Origin of the sequence: Pseudomonas azotoformans (assembly GCF_900103345.1) — a bacterium.
GTDB lineage: Bacteria > Pseudomonadota > Gammaproteobacteria > Pseudomonadales > Pseudomonadaceae > Aquipseudomonas > Aquipseudomonas azotoformans.
The window spans coordinates 4,521,868-4,535,850 of record NZ_LT629702.1 but is presented as its reverse complement, the minus strand read 5'-3'; the positions used below and the strand labels follow the sequence as shown (position 1 = coordinate 4,535,850).

Below are 13,983 nucleotides of genomic sequence, written 5' to 3'. Positions count from 1 at the left end.
ATGCGTTGGGCGACTTATTTCGCCGTATTGGCCTCGGTGCTCAGCGTCGGCCTGGCCCTGGGCGTCAGCATGCCGCTGGTGTCCCTGCGCCTGGAAAGCTGGGGCTACGGCAGTTTCGCGATTGGCGTGATGGCAGCGATGCCGGCCTTTGGCGTATTGCTCGGCGCGAAGGTTTCCAGTCGCCTGGCCTCATGGCTTGGCACCGCCAACCTTATGCGCCTGTGCCTGTGGGCGGGCGCGGTGTCCATCGGCCTGCTGGCGATCCTGCCCAGCTACCCGGTGTGGCTGGTGCTGCGCCTGATGATCGGCGTGATCCTGACCATCGTGTTTATCCTCGGCGAGAGTTGGATCAACCAGTTGGTGGTGGAGCAGTGGCGCGGCCGGCTGGTGGCGCTGTACGGCTGCAGCTATGCCTTGAGCCAGCTGTCGGGTCCGTTACTGTTAGGCTTGATCGGCACCGATCATGACTACGGTTTCTGGGTGGGTGTCGGCCTGTTGATGGTTGCGCCGCTGTTGCTGCTGGGGCGCTCAGGTGCGCCGAGCGCCGAGTCCTTCAGCGTGACGTTCGCGCAACTGTGGCGCTTCTGCCGGAGCCTGCCGGCGATTGCCTGGGCGGTGGCGCTATTCGCTGCGTTCGAGGCGATGATCCTGACGTTGTTGCCGGTGTACTGCCTGCAACAAGGGTTCACCGCTGAGATCGCCTTGGCCATGGTCAGCACGGTAGTGGTTGGCGACGCGTTACTGCAATTGCCCATCGGTGCACTGGCCGACTATTTGCCTCGGCGCACGTTATTTCTGGGCTGTGCTGTGTTGTTGCTGGTATCGAGCCTGGCGATTCCGCTGCTGATGCACACGCCATTGATCTGGCCGATATGGGTGGTATTCGGTGCGAGTGCCGGCGGCTTGTTTACCCTGTCATTGATCTTGATCGGCGAGCGTTACCGCGATGTCGCGCTGGTACGCGCCAATGCCCACGTGGCGCAGTTGTGGGGTATCGGCTGCCTGATCGGCCCGTTGGTGGCAGGGGCGGGTACCCAGTGGATCAGCGGGCATGCGTTGCCGCTGCTGATGGCGGCGGGTGCGCTGGGCTTGGTGCTTCTGCTGGTGCGCCAGGGTGCCTTCGGCGCAGCACAGCCCGTGTAGGAGCGAGCTTGCTCGCGAAGAGCTCAATGGCACCACGTTAAGTCAGACAGCCCGCGTTATCGTTGACGTTTTTCGCGAGCAAGCTCGCTCCTACAACATGCGCTCAAGGCCAACACTGGTGGCAAACCAGGCATTGAACCGTCGCCACCAGCTCCCCGGCTCGCGGGTCAGGGTGTGCAACTGGCCGTTATCTTCGGTCACCCACACGACCTGGCCGTCCTGCAATTTCGCTTCATAGCTCAGGGCGGGCGCCATGCCTTGCAGCGCCAGGTTGCGCACGTGTTCGGCCAGCTCGGGGCTGTCGACCAGCACACCGACTTCGGTGTTCCACAGCACCGAGCGTGGGTCGAAGTTGAACGAGCCAATAAAGGATTTCTCGCGGTCAAAGATCATCGCCTTGCTGTGCAGGCTGGAATCCGAGCCCTTGAATGTGCCTCGGCGAAACAGATGCGGGCCACTGCCACCGCCATCCCCGGGCTGGCGGCGCAGCTCGTAGAGCTTGACTCCATGCTCCAGCAGCGCCTTGCGGTACGGCGCATAACCCCCGTGCACGGCGGGCACGTCGGTGGCCTCCAGGGAATTGGTCAGCAGGCTCACCGACACGCCCGCATCGGCGCGCCCGGTCAGGTACACCAGCCCCGGCTGCCCTGGCACGAAGTACGCCGAGATCATCATCAGCTCGTGATTGACGCCTTGCAGTTCCGGCGCCAGTTGCGTGGTGAGCAGCAGCCTGGGGTCCGGGTCGGCTTTGGCCAGCACCTTGCTCGGTGCATCCCACAGCGCCTGGTTCCAGGCCCAGATCAGCTCACGGCGCCAGGTGTCCATGCGCGGTTGGGTCTGGTAGGTACGCAGGCGGTTGTACAGCGCGTGGTTCTGCTGGCGCGACTCGGCCAGGGACGCTTCCAGGCGTACGCGCGCGGCGGCCAGGTCGCCCTTGGATGGCGCGTTGGAGACGAAGTCATCGATGGGCTTGCTCAGCGCGCTGTTCCAGTACTGGTCGAAACTGTGGCCCAGTTGCTCGGCCACCGGTCCCACGCTGAGCATGTCGATATCGGTGAAGTTCAGGTTGGGCTCGGCGTCGAAATACTCATCCCCCAGATTACGCCCGCCGACGATGGCCACGCTGTTGTCCGCCAGCCACAGCTTGTTGTGCATGCGTCGGTGTTGCAGCGACAGGTTGAACAGGCGGCCCATGGCCCGCGTTACACCGGTGCTGCGCCCCAGGTGCAACGGGTTGAACAGGCGGATCTCGATCTTGGGATGGGCCGCGAGGGTGGCGATGATCTGGTCGAGGCCGTCGCTGGTGGTGTCGTCCAGCAGGATGCGCACACGCACGCCACGGTCGGCGGCCTTGAGCAGTTCGTCCACCAGCATGCGGGTGCTGATGCCGTCATGCACGATGTAGTACTGCAGGTCGAGGCTGGTCTGGGCGTTGCGGATCAGCTCGGCGCGGGCCATGAATGCCTCGCTGCTGTTGGGCAGCAGGCGAAAGCCCGAGCGCCCCTGATAGGGCGCGGCCTGGGCCTGGATCGAGCGGCCGAACGACGATTGCGCAGCGGGCAGGGCGTCGCTGGGGATACGCGGTGTACTCACGGTGGCACAGCCGCTCAGGGCCAGGGCTCCCAGCAGGCAAAACGGTAATAGCCGTTGAATCATCAAGGGAGCGGCTTCCAGATCAGGGCGGTTGTCGGCATATGACGGCAAATTTCCGGTAAAGGTCAGTCGGCCGTCTCCGCCAGCATCTTGATCGCGGCGGCCCCGACCTTGCGCACGGCTTCTTCAATCTGCGCGGTTGGCTTGGCAGAGTAGTTCATACGCAGGCAGTTCCGGTACTTGCCGGAAGCGGAAAAGATACTTCCTACCGCTACTTGCACGCCTTGTTCCACGAGGACGCGGTTGAGTTTCAACGTATCGAAACCTTCCGGCAGTTCGATCCACAGCATGAAGCTGCCTTGCGGCCGGCTGGCGCGGGTGCCTGGCGGGAAGTAGCGGCTGACCCAATCGAGCATCAAGTCGCGATTACGCTGGTATTGGGTGCGCATCCGCCGCAAATGCGGTTCGAAATGCCCGCCTTTGAGAAACTCGGCTATGGCAATCTGCGGTTGAGTCGCTGTGGAGCCGGTGCTGATGTATTTCATGTGCAGCACCCGTTCCAGGTATCGGCCCGGTGCCACCCAACCAATGCGCAAACCGGGTGCCAGGGTTTTCGAAAACGAGCTGCACAGCAGCACACGGCCGTCTTCGTCGAAAGACTTGATGGTGCGCGGGCGCGGGTAGCTGAAGGCCAGTTCGCCGTACACATCGTCTTCGATAATCGCCACGTCGAAGCGCTGTGCCAAGGTGAGCAACGCCCGCTTGCGCGCCTCCGGCATGATGTAGCCCAGGGGGTTGTTGCAGTTGGGGGTCAGCTGGATGACTTTGATCGGCCACTGTTCCAGCGCCAGCTCCAGCGCTTCGAGGCTGATGCCGGTGATCGGGTCGGTAGGGATTTCCAGGGCTTTCATGCCCAGGCCCTTGAGGGTCTGCATGGCGCCGTGAAAGCTCGGCGAGTCCACCGCAACGATATCGCCGGGCTCACAGATGGCATGGATGCTGGCGGACAGCGCCTCATGGCAGCCGGTGGTGATCACGATGTCCTCGGCCGTCAGTTGGCAGCCGGAATCCAGGGACAGACGCGCAATTTGCTCGCGCAGCTCCATACAGCCGAGAATGTTGTCGTAATACAGGCCCGGCAGGTCCTGGCGGCGACTCACCCGGGCCAGGCTGCGCAGCAGGGGCTTCAAGGTGGGCGACAATACATCAGGCATGCCGCGACCCATCTGTATGACATCCTTGCGCGGCGTTGCGCGTATCAACTCCAGTACCTGGTCCCATTGGGAAATGTCCACTGGGCGCTGAGCCGGACGACCGACTTCGGGCAGGGCCGGCAACTCGCGGCCCACCGGAACGAAGTAGCCGGATTTCGGCTTGGGCGTCGCCAGGCCGTTGTCTTCGAGCAAGCGATAGGCCTGCTGCACGGTGCTCAGGCTGACCCCGTGTTCCACGCTCAAGGCCCGTACAGAAGGCAGTCGATCACCGGGGCGATAGAAGCCTTGTTCGATGCGGGTGCCCAGCAATTCGGCGAGGTTCATGTACAGGGTCATGGCGGTCGCTCCAGAGGGACCATTACAGATAGGCAGAAAATACAGGATTCAGCGCTATATAGGCAGTATCTGTATGGATTTAATAAAGATTGGTTGAATCTGTAATGGTTTTGCCGGCGCGCTCATGCTGGTCACTCAAGGCAACAAGCAACTGAGGGGCGGCAAAATGAACGGCATGAGCGATGTGCGGCTGGCGTTACACAGTCAGGAACTGGAGGCTGGGCAGGAGCGGGCGACGGCGCCGCGCGATATCAGTCGCTGGGGGTTGTTCTGGCACCGTAGCCAAACGCGCAGGGCGCTGCTGCACCTGACCCGCGAGCAGTTGCGCGACGTCGGGCTGACCGCTGAGCAGGCGCGCCACGAAGGACTGAAACCGTTCTGGCGCGATTGATCAGACCAGCTCTTTGAGGCGGTGCCAGAGCATACCCAGTGCCAACAGCGGCGAGCGCAGGTGCTTGCCGCCGGGGAAAGTGATGTGCGGCACCTGAGCGAACAGGTCGAAGCGGCCCTGTTGCTGGCCGCTGATGGCTTCGGCCAGCAACTTGCCCGCCAGGTGCGTGGCGTTGAGGCCATGGCCGGCGTAGGCCTGGGCGTAATACACGTTGGGCTGGTCGGCCAGGCGGCCAATCTGCGGCAGACGGTTGGCGCCGATGCCGATCATGCCGCCCCATTGGAAGTCGATGTTCACATCGGCCAGTTGTGGGAACACCTGCAGCATCTTCGGGCGCATATAGGCGCCGATGTCCTTCGGGTCGCGACCGGAATAATGACAGGCACCGCCGAACAGCAGGCGGCGGTCGGCGGACAGCCGGAAGTAATCCACCGTGACACGCTGGTCGCACACCGCCATGTTCTGCGGCAACAGGTTGGCGGCCTGGGCTGCGCTCAACGGCTCGGTGGCGATGATGTAGCTGCCGGCGGGCAGCACCTTGCCGCTGAGGTGCGGGTTGAGGCCATTGAGGTAGGCATTGCAGGCCAGCACCAGAGTCTTGGCGCGCACGTTGCCTTGGGCGGTGTGTACGTTGACTTCTGGGCCGTAGTCGATGCGCGTGACTTCGGATTGTTCGAACAGCTTCACGCCCAAATGCTGCGCGGCGGCGGCTTCACCGAGGGCCAGGTTCAGCGGATGCAGGTGGCCGGAGCCCATGTCGATCATGCCGCCCACATAGCGGTCGGAGCCAATCACGCTGGGCATTTCGTTGGCTTGCAGCAGGCGTATGTCGTGACGATAGCCGAGGCTGTGCAGTTCCTCGGCATCTTCGGCCAGACCGTGCAGGTCGCGGGGTTTGTTGGCGAGGTCGCAGTAGCCCCAGGTCAGGTCGCAGGGGATCTGGTAGCGCTCGACGCGCTCACGCACAATCTCCACCGCCTCCAGCCCCATCAGCTTCATCTGGCGTACGCCCTCGGTGCCGATCACGTTGGCGAACTGGTCCAGGCCATGGCCGACGCCGCGGATCAGTTGGCCGCCGTTACGCCCGCTGGCGCCCCAGGCGATCTTGCGCGCTTCCAGCAACACCACGCTGAATCCACGTTCGGCCAACTCCAGCGCGGTGTTCAGCCCGGAAAAACCGCCGCCGACCACGCACACATCCGCCGTCATTTCGCCGGTCAACACCGGGTACTCAGGTTGCGGCACGCTGCTGGCGGCGTAGTAGGAAGCGGTGTGCCGGGCGCTGGCAGTCATGGGGAACATCCCTGTTTGGAAAATTTGACGCAGGATACAGCGGTCGGACGAAGCTGTCTGCGCGGGGCGTTTTGCGGCAGAATCCACGCCTATTCGCCGTTCGGTACGTGTTTCGATGAGTTGCAACAGTCAGAAAATCAGCGCCCTGCGCAGGCAGATTCCTTCGTTCGAGTGCGTCCCCGGTTGCCACGACTGCTGTGGGCCGGTAACCACCTCGCCCGAGGAAATGTCGCGGCTGCCGCGTAAGACTGCGGCTGAGCAGGACGCGGCCATGGAGGAGCTGAACTGCGTGCACTTGGGCCCCAACGGCTGCACGGTGTACGACGAGCGCCCGTTGATCTGCAGGTTGTTCGGCACCACCAAGACCCTGCCGTGCCCGAATGGACGGCGCCCGGTGGAGCTGATTCACCCACGGGTGGAAAAGCAGATTCACGACTACATGGCGAGCACCCGGCAGGTGCTGGTTTAGCGGTTTTACACAGTCCAAATGTGGGAGGGGGCAAGCCCCCTCCCACATGTTGACCCGAGTGTGTCAGGTCAGTCCGGGATCGGCAGGTTCAGGCTCTCTTTCACCTCTTCCATCACGATATAGCTCTTCGACTCCCGCACATGGGGCAGCTTGAGCAGGATGTCGCCAAGCAATTTGCGGTACGACGCCATCTCGGAAATCCGCGCTTTCACCAGGTAATCGAAGTCGCCAGAAACCAGGTGGCACTCCAGCACATGGGGCAGTTTCAGTACGGCGCGGCGGAATTCCTCGAAGGTGTCGCCGGACTTGTAATCCAGGCTGATCTCGACAAATACCAGCAAACTCCCCTTCAAATGCTGGGGATTGAGCCGCGCGTTGTAGCCCATGATGATCCCTTCACGCTCCAGCCGGCGCACGCGCTCGGTACAGGGCGTGGTCGACAGCCCGACCTTTTCCCCCAACTCCGTGAACGAAATACGCCCGTCGGTTTGCAGGATGCGCAGGATGTTGCGATCGATCTTGTCCAGCTCCCGCTTGGTCTGGGTGTTGGTACGCATAGGGGATACGCCTCTGTGAAAAGGGTTTTTGCCGAGAATTGTCGCCAAATATAGGCAGTTATATAGTGAAATGCACTGGCAATTGTTTTTTACACTGCGCTCATCATTGCTCGAACAACACACGTCAGCGGCCATGCCCGCGATGAGGATATAAAAATGCGCGTTCTGGTCTTGGGTAGCGGCGTCATTGGTGTGACCAGTGCCTACTATTTGGCGCGGGCCGGCTTTGAAGTGGTCGTGGTCGACCGTCAGCCTGCCGCTGCCATGGAAACCAGTTTCGCCAACGCCGGCCAGGTGTCGCCAGGCTATGCCTCGCCATGGGCCGCGCCGGGCGTGCCACTCAAAGCCATCAAGTGGCTGCTGCAACGCCACGCGCCGCTGGCGATCAAGGCTACCGCCGATATCGACCAATACCTGTGGATGGCGCAGATGCTGCGCAACTGCACCGCCAGCCGTTACGCGGTGAACAAGGAGCGCATGGTGCGCCTGTCCGAGTACAGCCGTGACTGCCTCGACGAACTGCGTGCCGAGACCGGCATTGCCTACGAAGGCCGCAGCCTGGGGACTACCCAGCTGTTCCGCACCCAGGCGCAGCTCGATGGTGCGGCCAAGGATATTGCCGTGCTGAAAGAGTCCGGCGTACCGTTCGAGCTGCTCGACCGCGCCGGTATCGCCCGCGTCGAACCGGCCCTGGCCAGCGTCACGGATATCCTCGCCGGCGCCCTCCGCTTGCCTAACGACCAGACCGGCGACTGCCAGATGTTCACCACCCGCCTGGCCGAGATGTGCAAGCAATTGGGCGTGGAGTTCCGCTTCGAACAGGACATCCAGCGCCTCGACTACGCCGGTGATCGCATCAACGGCGTGTGGATCGACGGCAAGCTGGAAACCGCCGACCGCTACGTGCTGGCCCTCGGCAGCTACTCGCCGCAGTTGCTCAAGCCGCTGGGGATCAAGGCGCCGGTGTACCCGCTCAAGGGCTACTCGCTGACCGTGCCGATCACCAACCCGGCGATGGCGCCGACTTCGACGATTCTCGACGAGACCTACAAGGTCGCGATCACCCGTTTCGACAACCGCATCCGCGTCGGTGGCATGGCTGAAATAGCCGGTTTTGACCTGTCGCTGAACCCGCGTCGGCGTGAAACCCTGGAGATGATCGTCAACGACCTTTATCCTCAGGGCGGCGATTTGACCGAAGCCAGTTTCTGGACCGGCCTGCGCCCGACCACACCCGACGGCACGCCGATTGTCGGTGCCACCCCGTTCAAGAACCTGTTCCTGAACACCGGCCACGGCACCCTCGGTTGGACCATGGCCTGCGGCTCCGGTCGTTTGCTGGCCGACCTGATGGCCAAGAAAACCCCGCAGATCAGCGCCGAGGGTCTCGATATTTCTCGTTATGGCAACCACCAGGAGTCCGCACAACATGTCAATCCAGCGCCAGCTCACCAATGAGCGCATGAGCCAGATCGTTGTCCACAGCGGTACCGTGTATCTGGCCGGGCAAGTCGGTGACGACATGAACGCCGGAATTGAACAGCAGACCCGTGAAACCCTGGCCAATATCGAGCGTTTGCTCGACCTGGCCGGTACCGACAAGAGCAAGCTGCTGTCGGTGACGATCTATCTGAAAGACATCGACGCGGATTTCGCCGGCATGAACGCGGTCTGGGACAAGTGGCTGCCCAAGGGCGTCGCCCCGGCCCGTGCCACGGTTGAAGCCAAGCTGTGCGAACCGCAAATCCTGGTGGAGCTGTCCGTTGTGGCCGCGCTGCCTTGATCACCGATCCCTCTCCCGGCGCCGATGCTGTCTGTCGGTGCCGGTTTTTCTTCACTTTGCCGCCTAGAAGCCTGCCGCCATGCGTCCTGCCCGTGCCCTGATCGACCTCCAAGCCCTGCGCCACAACTACCAATTGGCCCGTGAAGTCACGGGGGCCAAGGCCCTTGCCGTGATCAAGGCCGATGCCTACGGGCATGGTGCCGTGCGTGTCGCCCAGGCATTGGAAGCCGAGGCAGACGGGTTTGCCGTGGCGTGCATTGAGGAGGCGTTGGAACTGCGCGCCGCTGGGATTCGTGCGCCGGTCCTGCTGCTGGAAGGTTTTTTCGAGGCCGATGAGCTGCCGCTGATCATCGAGCATGATTTCTGGTGCGTGGTGCATTCGCTGTGGCAACTGGAGGCCATCGAGCAGGCCCCATTGAGCAAGCCACTGACTGTCTGGCTCAAGCTCGATTCCGGTATGCACCGTGTCGGCCTGCACCCCAAGGATTATCACGAGGCTTACCAGCGCCTGCTGGCCAGCGGCAAAGTAGCCAAGATCGTCTTGATGAGCCACTTCGCCCGCGCCGATGAACTCGACTGCGTGCGCAGCGATGAACAGGTGGCCGTGTTTGACGCGGCGCGCCAGGGCTTGGCGGCCGAGGTCAGCCTGCGCAATTCGCCGTCGGTGATGGGCTGGCCGACGGTGTCCAGCGATTGGGTGCGACCCGGCATCATGCTCTACGGTGCGACGCCGTTCGGTGAAGACCAGGCCGTGGCCGCGCGCTTGCAGCCGGTAATGACCCTGGAGTCCAAGGTGATCTGCGTCCGTGAACTGCCGGCCGGTGAGCCAGTGGGGTACGGCGCCAAGTTCATCACGCCCAAACCGATGCGTATCGGTGTGGTTGCCATGGGCTATGCCGATGGCTACCCGCGCCACGCGCCGACGGGCACGCCGGTACTGGTGGCCGGGCAGCGCAGCCAATTGCTGGGCCGTGTGTCCATGGACATGCTGTGCATCGACCTCACGGACGTGCCGCAGGCCGGCCTTGGTTCCACCGTGGAGCTATGGGGTAAAAATATCCTCGCCAGTGACGTCGCGGTTGCCGCCGAGACCATTCCGTATCAGCTGTTCTGCAACCTGCGCCGCGTGCCAAGGCTCTATTCCGGCGCTTGACCGCCGGGTACGAACGCAACCGTCCGGTATTTAGGCCCAAGTGTTGTAAATACTGAACGCTGTCGCCATGATAACGCTCAATTACAACAAAGCCTGAATCCTAGGAGGCTCCTGCATTGGACGTCGGCGAACGACTGCAATCCATCCGTAAACTGAAGGGTCTTTCCCAGCGCGAGCTCGCCAAGCGCGCGGGTGTCACCAACAGCACCATTTCGATGATCGAAAAAAACAGCGTCAGCCCCTCGATCAGCTCCTTGCGCAAGGTGCTGGGCGGCATCCCCATGTCGATGGTCGAGTTCTTTTCCGAGGAGATCCTCCAGGAAATACCGACGCAGATCGTCTATAAAGCCAATGAGCTGATCGACATCTCCGACGGCGCCGTCACCATGAAACTGGTAGGACGGGCGCACCCCAGCCGGGCGATTGCGTTTCTCAACGAAATCTACCCGCCGGGCGCCGACACAGGCGAAGAAATGCTCACCCACGAAGGCGAAGAAACCGGGATTCTGGTGGAAGGTCGCCTGGAGTTGGTGGTCGGTCTTGAAACTTTTGTGCTCGAAGCGGGCGATAGCTACTACTTTGAAAGCACCAAGCCCCATCGTTTTCGCAATCCGTTCGACGTGCCGGCGCGACTAATCAGCGCAGCCACACCCGCGAACTTTTAAGAAAAGAGGCGTCCTGCCAGCGTTGCAGAGGCACCCGAGCTGTATTCCGTGGGGTCGAATCTCCCTTTATTTAATAGGGTTGTTTCGGCCAGGCGGGCTAACCGTTATACTTTCGCCGCCTGCGAAACCGTGGCCGCAGGCGTGAATAGCCACCATTGAGGGTGAACGCGTGAACCTAATTATGAAAATGCTGGCTGCACCAGCAACCGTACTGGCCCTATGGGCTGTCAGCGCTCAAGCTGCGACCAATGATGATATTGCCAAGCGCCTGGAGCCTGTCGGCCAGGTCTGCGTCCAGGGCCAGGAATGCAAGGGCATGGAAGTGGCGGTCGCCGCAGGTGGTGGCGCTGCGAAGACGCCGGATGACATCATCGCCAAGCACTGCAACGCTTGTCACGGTACCGGCCTGTTGGGCGCGCCGAAAATCGGCGATACCGCCGCCTGGAAAGAACGCGCCGATCACCAGGGCGGCCTCGACGGCATCCTGGCCAAGGCGATCACCGGTATCAACGCCATGCCGCCAAAAGGCACCTGCGCCGATTGCTCGGATGATGACCTCAAGGGTGCAATCAAGAAGATGTCCGGCCTCTGATCCGCCGATCTTCGTCAAAAATGCCGCTTACGAGCGGCTTTTTTGTGCCTGGGATTGGTGTTTCAGCGCTGTTCATTGCAGCAAAGACCCGGCAAGCTCGGTCCAACCCCTAATCATGGAATGTTCAGGAGGGTCGGATGGTGCAGTTGTGTTCAATCGAGCAAGCAGTTGACGACGTACTGGCGCGGTTGCCGGCGCATATCCACATGGGCATGCCCCTCGGGCTGGGCAAGCCGAACCGGTTCGCCAATGCCTTGTACCGGCGCATCGCCAAGTTGCCGGAGCGGGCGCTGACCATCTATACCGCGTTGAGCCTGGGCCGCCCGACGATGGGCGATGGGTTGCAGAAACGCTTTCTCGAACCCTTTATCGAGCGGGTGTTCGGTGATTATCCCGAGCTGGACTTCCTTGCCGACCTGCACAACGACAACCTTCCGAACAATATTCACGTCCAGCAGTTCTTCATGCAGCCCGGCAGCCTGCTGCACAGCGAGTCGGCGCAGCAGGATTACGTCAGCAGCAACTACAGCCATGCCGCTCGCGACATAAACGCCGCCGGCTTGAACCTGGTGGCGCAACTGGTCGCCAGCAGCAGCGAACATCCGGATCGCCTGAGCCTGAGCTGCAACCCGGATATCACCCTCGACCTGTTGCCGATGATCGCCAAGCGCCGTGATGCCGGTGAAACCGTGCTGATCGTCGGCCAGGTCCACAGCGATTTGCCCTACATGCCCGGCGACTCTGAGCTGGGTATGGATACCTTCGATTACCTGATCGATGAAAAAGACAGCACCACGCTGTTCTCCACGCCGAACATGCCGGTGGGCTTCCAGGACCATTTTATCGGCCTGCATGCCAGCACCCTGGTGCGCGATGGCGGCACCTTGCAGATCGGCATCGGCTCCATGGGCGACGCGCTGACCGCCGCGCTGCTGGCGCGCCAGGCCGACAACGAGTCCTATCGCTCGCTGCTGACCGACCTGGACGTGTACCAGTGGGCGCCGCTGATCAGTCATGAAGGCGGCGTCGATCCCTTCGCCCGGGGGCTTTACGGGTGCAGCGAAATGTTCGTCAACGGCCTGCTGGTACTGGCGGACGCGGGGATTATCCGTCGCAAGGTCTACCCGGATGTGGCGACGCAACAGCAGGCCAATGCCGGCACGCTCGACGATGCGGCGCAGCCCGACGGCATTTCGATCCACGGCGGCTTTTTTCTTGGCCCGCGCAGTTTCTACCAGCGCCTGCAGGAAATGACTCACGCCAAGCGCGTCGAATTCAACATGACCCGCATCAGCTACATCAACGAGCTGTACGGCCAGGAAGAACTCAAGCGCCTGCAGCGGTTGGATGCACGGTTTATCAACAGCGCGATCATGGTGACGCTGCTCGGCGCGGGTGTAGCCGACCAGCTGGAAGATGGACGTGTACTCAGCGGTGTGGGCGGTCAGTACAACTTTGTGGCCCAGGGCCATGCGCTGGAAGGCGCGCGGTCGATCCTGATTCTGCGCAGTTGGCGCGAGTCGGCGGGGGAGGTCAGTTCCAATATCGTCTGGGACTACGGCCACTGCACCATTCCCCGGCATCTGCGGGATATTGTCATCACCGAATATGGCATTGCCGACCTGCGCGGGCAGACGGATGCCAAGGTGATCGAGGCGTTGCTCAATATCACCGACTCACGCTTCCAGGACGATTTGATCAAGGAGGCGCAAAAGGCCGGCAAGCTGCCCAAGGATTTCCAGCTGGATCCGCGCTTCGCCGATAACACGCCGGAGCGGTTGCAAGGGATTCAGGCACGCCATCGTCGGTTGTTTCCGGAGTATCCGCTGGGCAGCGATTTCACCGATGAAGAGCGGGATTTGTTGCGGGCGCTGAACTGGCTCAAGAGCAAATTCAAGCTGACGGAGATTCTGGAGTTGGGCAAGGCGGCGTTGGATGCGCCAGAGCCGGAGGCGTTTCCCAAGCATCTGGAGCGGATGCGGTTAGGTAAGCCGGAGGGGCTGAAAGAGGATCTGTACCAGCGGCTCCTACTCGCCGGCCTACAGGCCACCGCGCACTGACAGGCAACACAGGGTCAATGTGGGAGGGGGCTTGCCCCCGATTGCAGTGTGTCAGTCAGTTCCTCTGATACTGATACACCGCTATCGGGGGCAAGCCCCCTCCCACATTTTTACCGTGCCCGCTCAGTCGCAGGGGTTATTCGATGAACGTGACGACGCCACCTTCCAGCGACTTGACCCGCGCCAGCGACTCAACCCTATAACCCTGCGCATCCAATTCCGCACGGCCACCCTGGAACGACTTCTCGATCACGATCCCCAAACCGGCGACGGTCGCGCCGGCCTGCTTGATGATCGAGATCAGCGCCTGAGACGCCTTGCCATTGGCCAAAAAGTCATCGATCACCAGCACGCGGTCGCTGCTGGTCAGGTGGCGAGGGGAGATTGCCACGGTGCTTTCGACTTTCTTGGTGAAGGAATACACCGTTGCCGACAGCAGGTTTTCCGTGAGGGTCAGGGACTGTTGCTTGCGCGCGAAGATCACCGGTACACCCAGGTTCAGGCCGGTCATGATCGCCGGCGCGATGCCCGAGGCTTCGATGGTGACGATCTTGGTGATGCCCGAGTCCTTGAACAGTGCGGCGAATTCGTCGCCGATCAGCTTCATCAGCGCCGGGTCGATCTGGTGGTTCAGAAAGGCGTCGACCTTGAGTACCTGATCGGAAAGCACGATGCCTTCTTCGCGAATTTTCTTGTGCAGTGCTTCCACGGAAAGCTTCCTCTAATGACGCGGT

Annotated in this window: 14 protein-coding genes; 9 read left to right on the top strand and 5 right to left on the bottom strand. The window is 61.9% G+C overall.

Going from position 1 to position 13,983, the window contains the following annotated elements:
• Window positions 1-1,143 carry an MFS transporter gene (locus BLR69_RS20690; protein WP_071494609.1) on the top strand — a complete coding sequence of 381 codons (1,143 nt, stop codon included), beginning with the start codon at window positions 1-3 and terminating at the stop codon, window positions 1,141-1,143.
• A 90-nt stretch (window positions 1,144-1,233) separates the two neighbouring features.
• Here the strand turns inward: BLR69_RS20690 and BLR69_RS20685 are convergent, their stop codons facing one another.
• Window positions 1,234-2,799, bottom strand: a complete 1,566-nt coding sequence (locus tag BLR69_RS20685) for a phospholipase D family protein (protein ID WP_071494608.1) — start codon at window positions 2,797-2,799, stop codon at window positions 1,234-1,236.
• A gap of 62 nt (window positions 2,800-2,861) precedes the next feature.
• On the bottom strand, window positions 2,862-4,286 hold the full coding sequence (locus tag BLR69_RS20680; protein ID WP_071494607.1) for an aminotransferase-like domain-containing protein: 1,425 nt from the start codon (window positions 4,284-4,286) through the stop codon (window positions 2,862-2,864).
• 166 nt (window positions 4,287-4,452) lie between these two features.
• Between BLR69_RS20680 and BLR69_RS20675 the strand changes: the two genes are divergently transcribed.
• Window positions 4,453-4,677, top strand: a complete 225-nt coding sequence (locus BLR69_RS20675) for a DUF1127 domain-containing protein (RefSeq protein WP_071494813.1) — start codon at window positions 4,453-4,455, stop codon at window positions 4,675-4,677.
• Here the strand turns inward: BLR69_RS20675 and BLR69_RS20670 are convergent, their stop codons facing one another.
• Complete coding sequence (locus BLR69_RS20670; protein ID WP_071494606.1) at window positions 4,678-5,970, bottom strand: NAD(P)/FAD-dependent oxidoreductase; 1,293 nt, start codon at window positions 5,968-5,970, stop codon at window positions 4,678-4,680. It lies immediately after the preceding gene.
• A 115-nt stretch (window positions 5,971-6,085) separates the two neighbouring features.
• On the opposite strand from BLR69_RS20670, the gene BLR69_RS20665 reads away from it, so the two are divergent.
• A complete protein-coding gene (locus tag BLR69_RS20665) occupies window positions 6,086-6,439 on the top strand; it encodes a YkgJ family cysteine cluster protein (RefSeq protein ID WP_058424233.1) in 354 nt (117 codons plus the stop codon).
• A gap of 68 nt (window positions 6,440-6,507) precedes the next feature.
• On the opposite strand, the gene BLR69_RS20660 is transcribed toward BLR69_RS20665, so the two are convergent.
• Window positions 6,508-6,996 (bottom strand): Lrp/AsnC ligand binding domain-containing protein, encoded by a 489-nt coding sequence (locus BLR69_RS20660; RefSeq protein ID WP_003176896.1) that lies wholly within the window; start codon window positions 6,994-6,996, stop codon window positions 6,508-6,510.
• 156 nt (window positions 6,997-7,152) lie between these two features.
• On the opposite strand from BLR69_RS20660, the gene dadA reads away from it, so the two are divergent.
• The 6 genes from dadA to BLR69_RS20630 all read left to right on the top strand — a co-directional run bounded on the left by dadA (window position 7,153) and on the right by BLR69_RS20630 (window position 13,249).
• Window positions 7,153-8,454 carry a D-amino acid dehydrogenase gene (gene dadA, locus BLR69_RS20655; RefSeq protein WP_071494605.1) on the top strand — a complete coding sequence of 434 codons (1,302 nt, stop codon included), beginning with the start codon at window positions 7,153-7,155 and terminating at the stop codon, window positions 8,452-8,454.
• Window positions 8,426-8,779: a RidA family protein gene (locus BLR69_RS20650; RefSeq protein ID WP_071494604.1), complete on the top strand. Its 354-nt coding sequence runs from the start codon at window positions 8,426-8,428 to the stop codon at window positions 8,777-8,779. The genes dadA and BLR69_RS20650 overlap by 29 nt, the downstream gene beginning before the upstream one ends.
• A 79-nt stretch (window positions 8,780-8,858) precedes the next feature.
• Complete coding sequence (gene alr, locus BLR69_RS20645; RefSeq protein ID WP_071494603.1) at window positions 8,859-9,932, top strand: alanine racemase; 1,074 nt, start codon at window positions 8,859-8,861, stop codon at window positions 9,930-9,932.
• 116 nt (window positions 9,933-10,048) lie between these two features.
• Window positions 10,049-10,597 carry a cupin domain-containing protein gene (locus BLR69_RS20640; protein WP_003176893.1) on the top strand — a complete coding sequence of 183 codons (549 nt, stop codon included), beginning with the start codon at window positions 10,049-10,051 and terminating at the stop codon, window positions 10,595-10,597.
• A gap of 181 nt (window positions 10,598-10,778) precedes the next feature.
• Complete coding sequence (locus tag BLR69_RS20635; RefSeq protein ID WP_043293857.1) at window positions 10,779-11,189, top strand: c-type cytochrome; 411 nt, start codon at window positions 10,779-10,781, stop codon at window positions 11,187-11,189.
• Window positions 11,190-11,326: 137 nt separating this feature from the next.
• Complete coding sequence (locus BLR69_RS20630; RefSeq protein ID WP_071494602.1) at window positions 11,327-13,249, top strand: acetyl-CoA hydrolase/transferase C-terminal domain-containing protein; 1,923 nt, start codon at window positions 11,327-11,329, stop codon at window positions 13,247-13,249.
• Between the two features lie 136 nt (window positions 13,250-13,385).
• Here the strand turns inward: BLR69_RS20630 and BLR69_RS20625 are convergent, their stop codons facing one another.
• Window positions 13,386-13,958, bottom strand: coding sequence for a xanthine phosphoribosyltransferase (locus BLR69_RS20625; protein ID WP_025856334.1), 573 nt, complete (start codon window positions 13,956-13,958; stop codon window positions 13,386-13,388).
• Window positions 13,959-13,983: the final 25 nt, after the last annotated feature.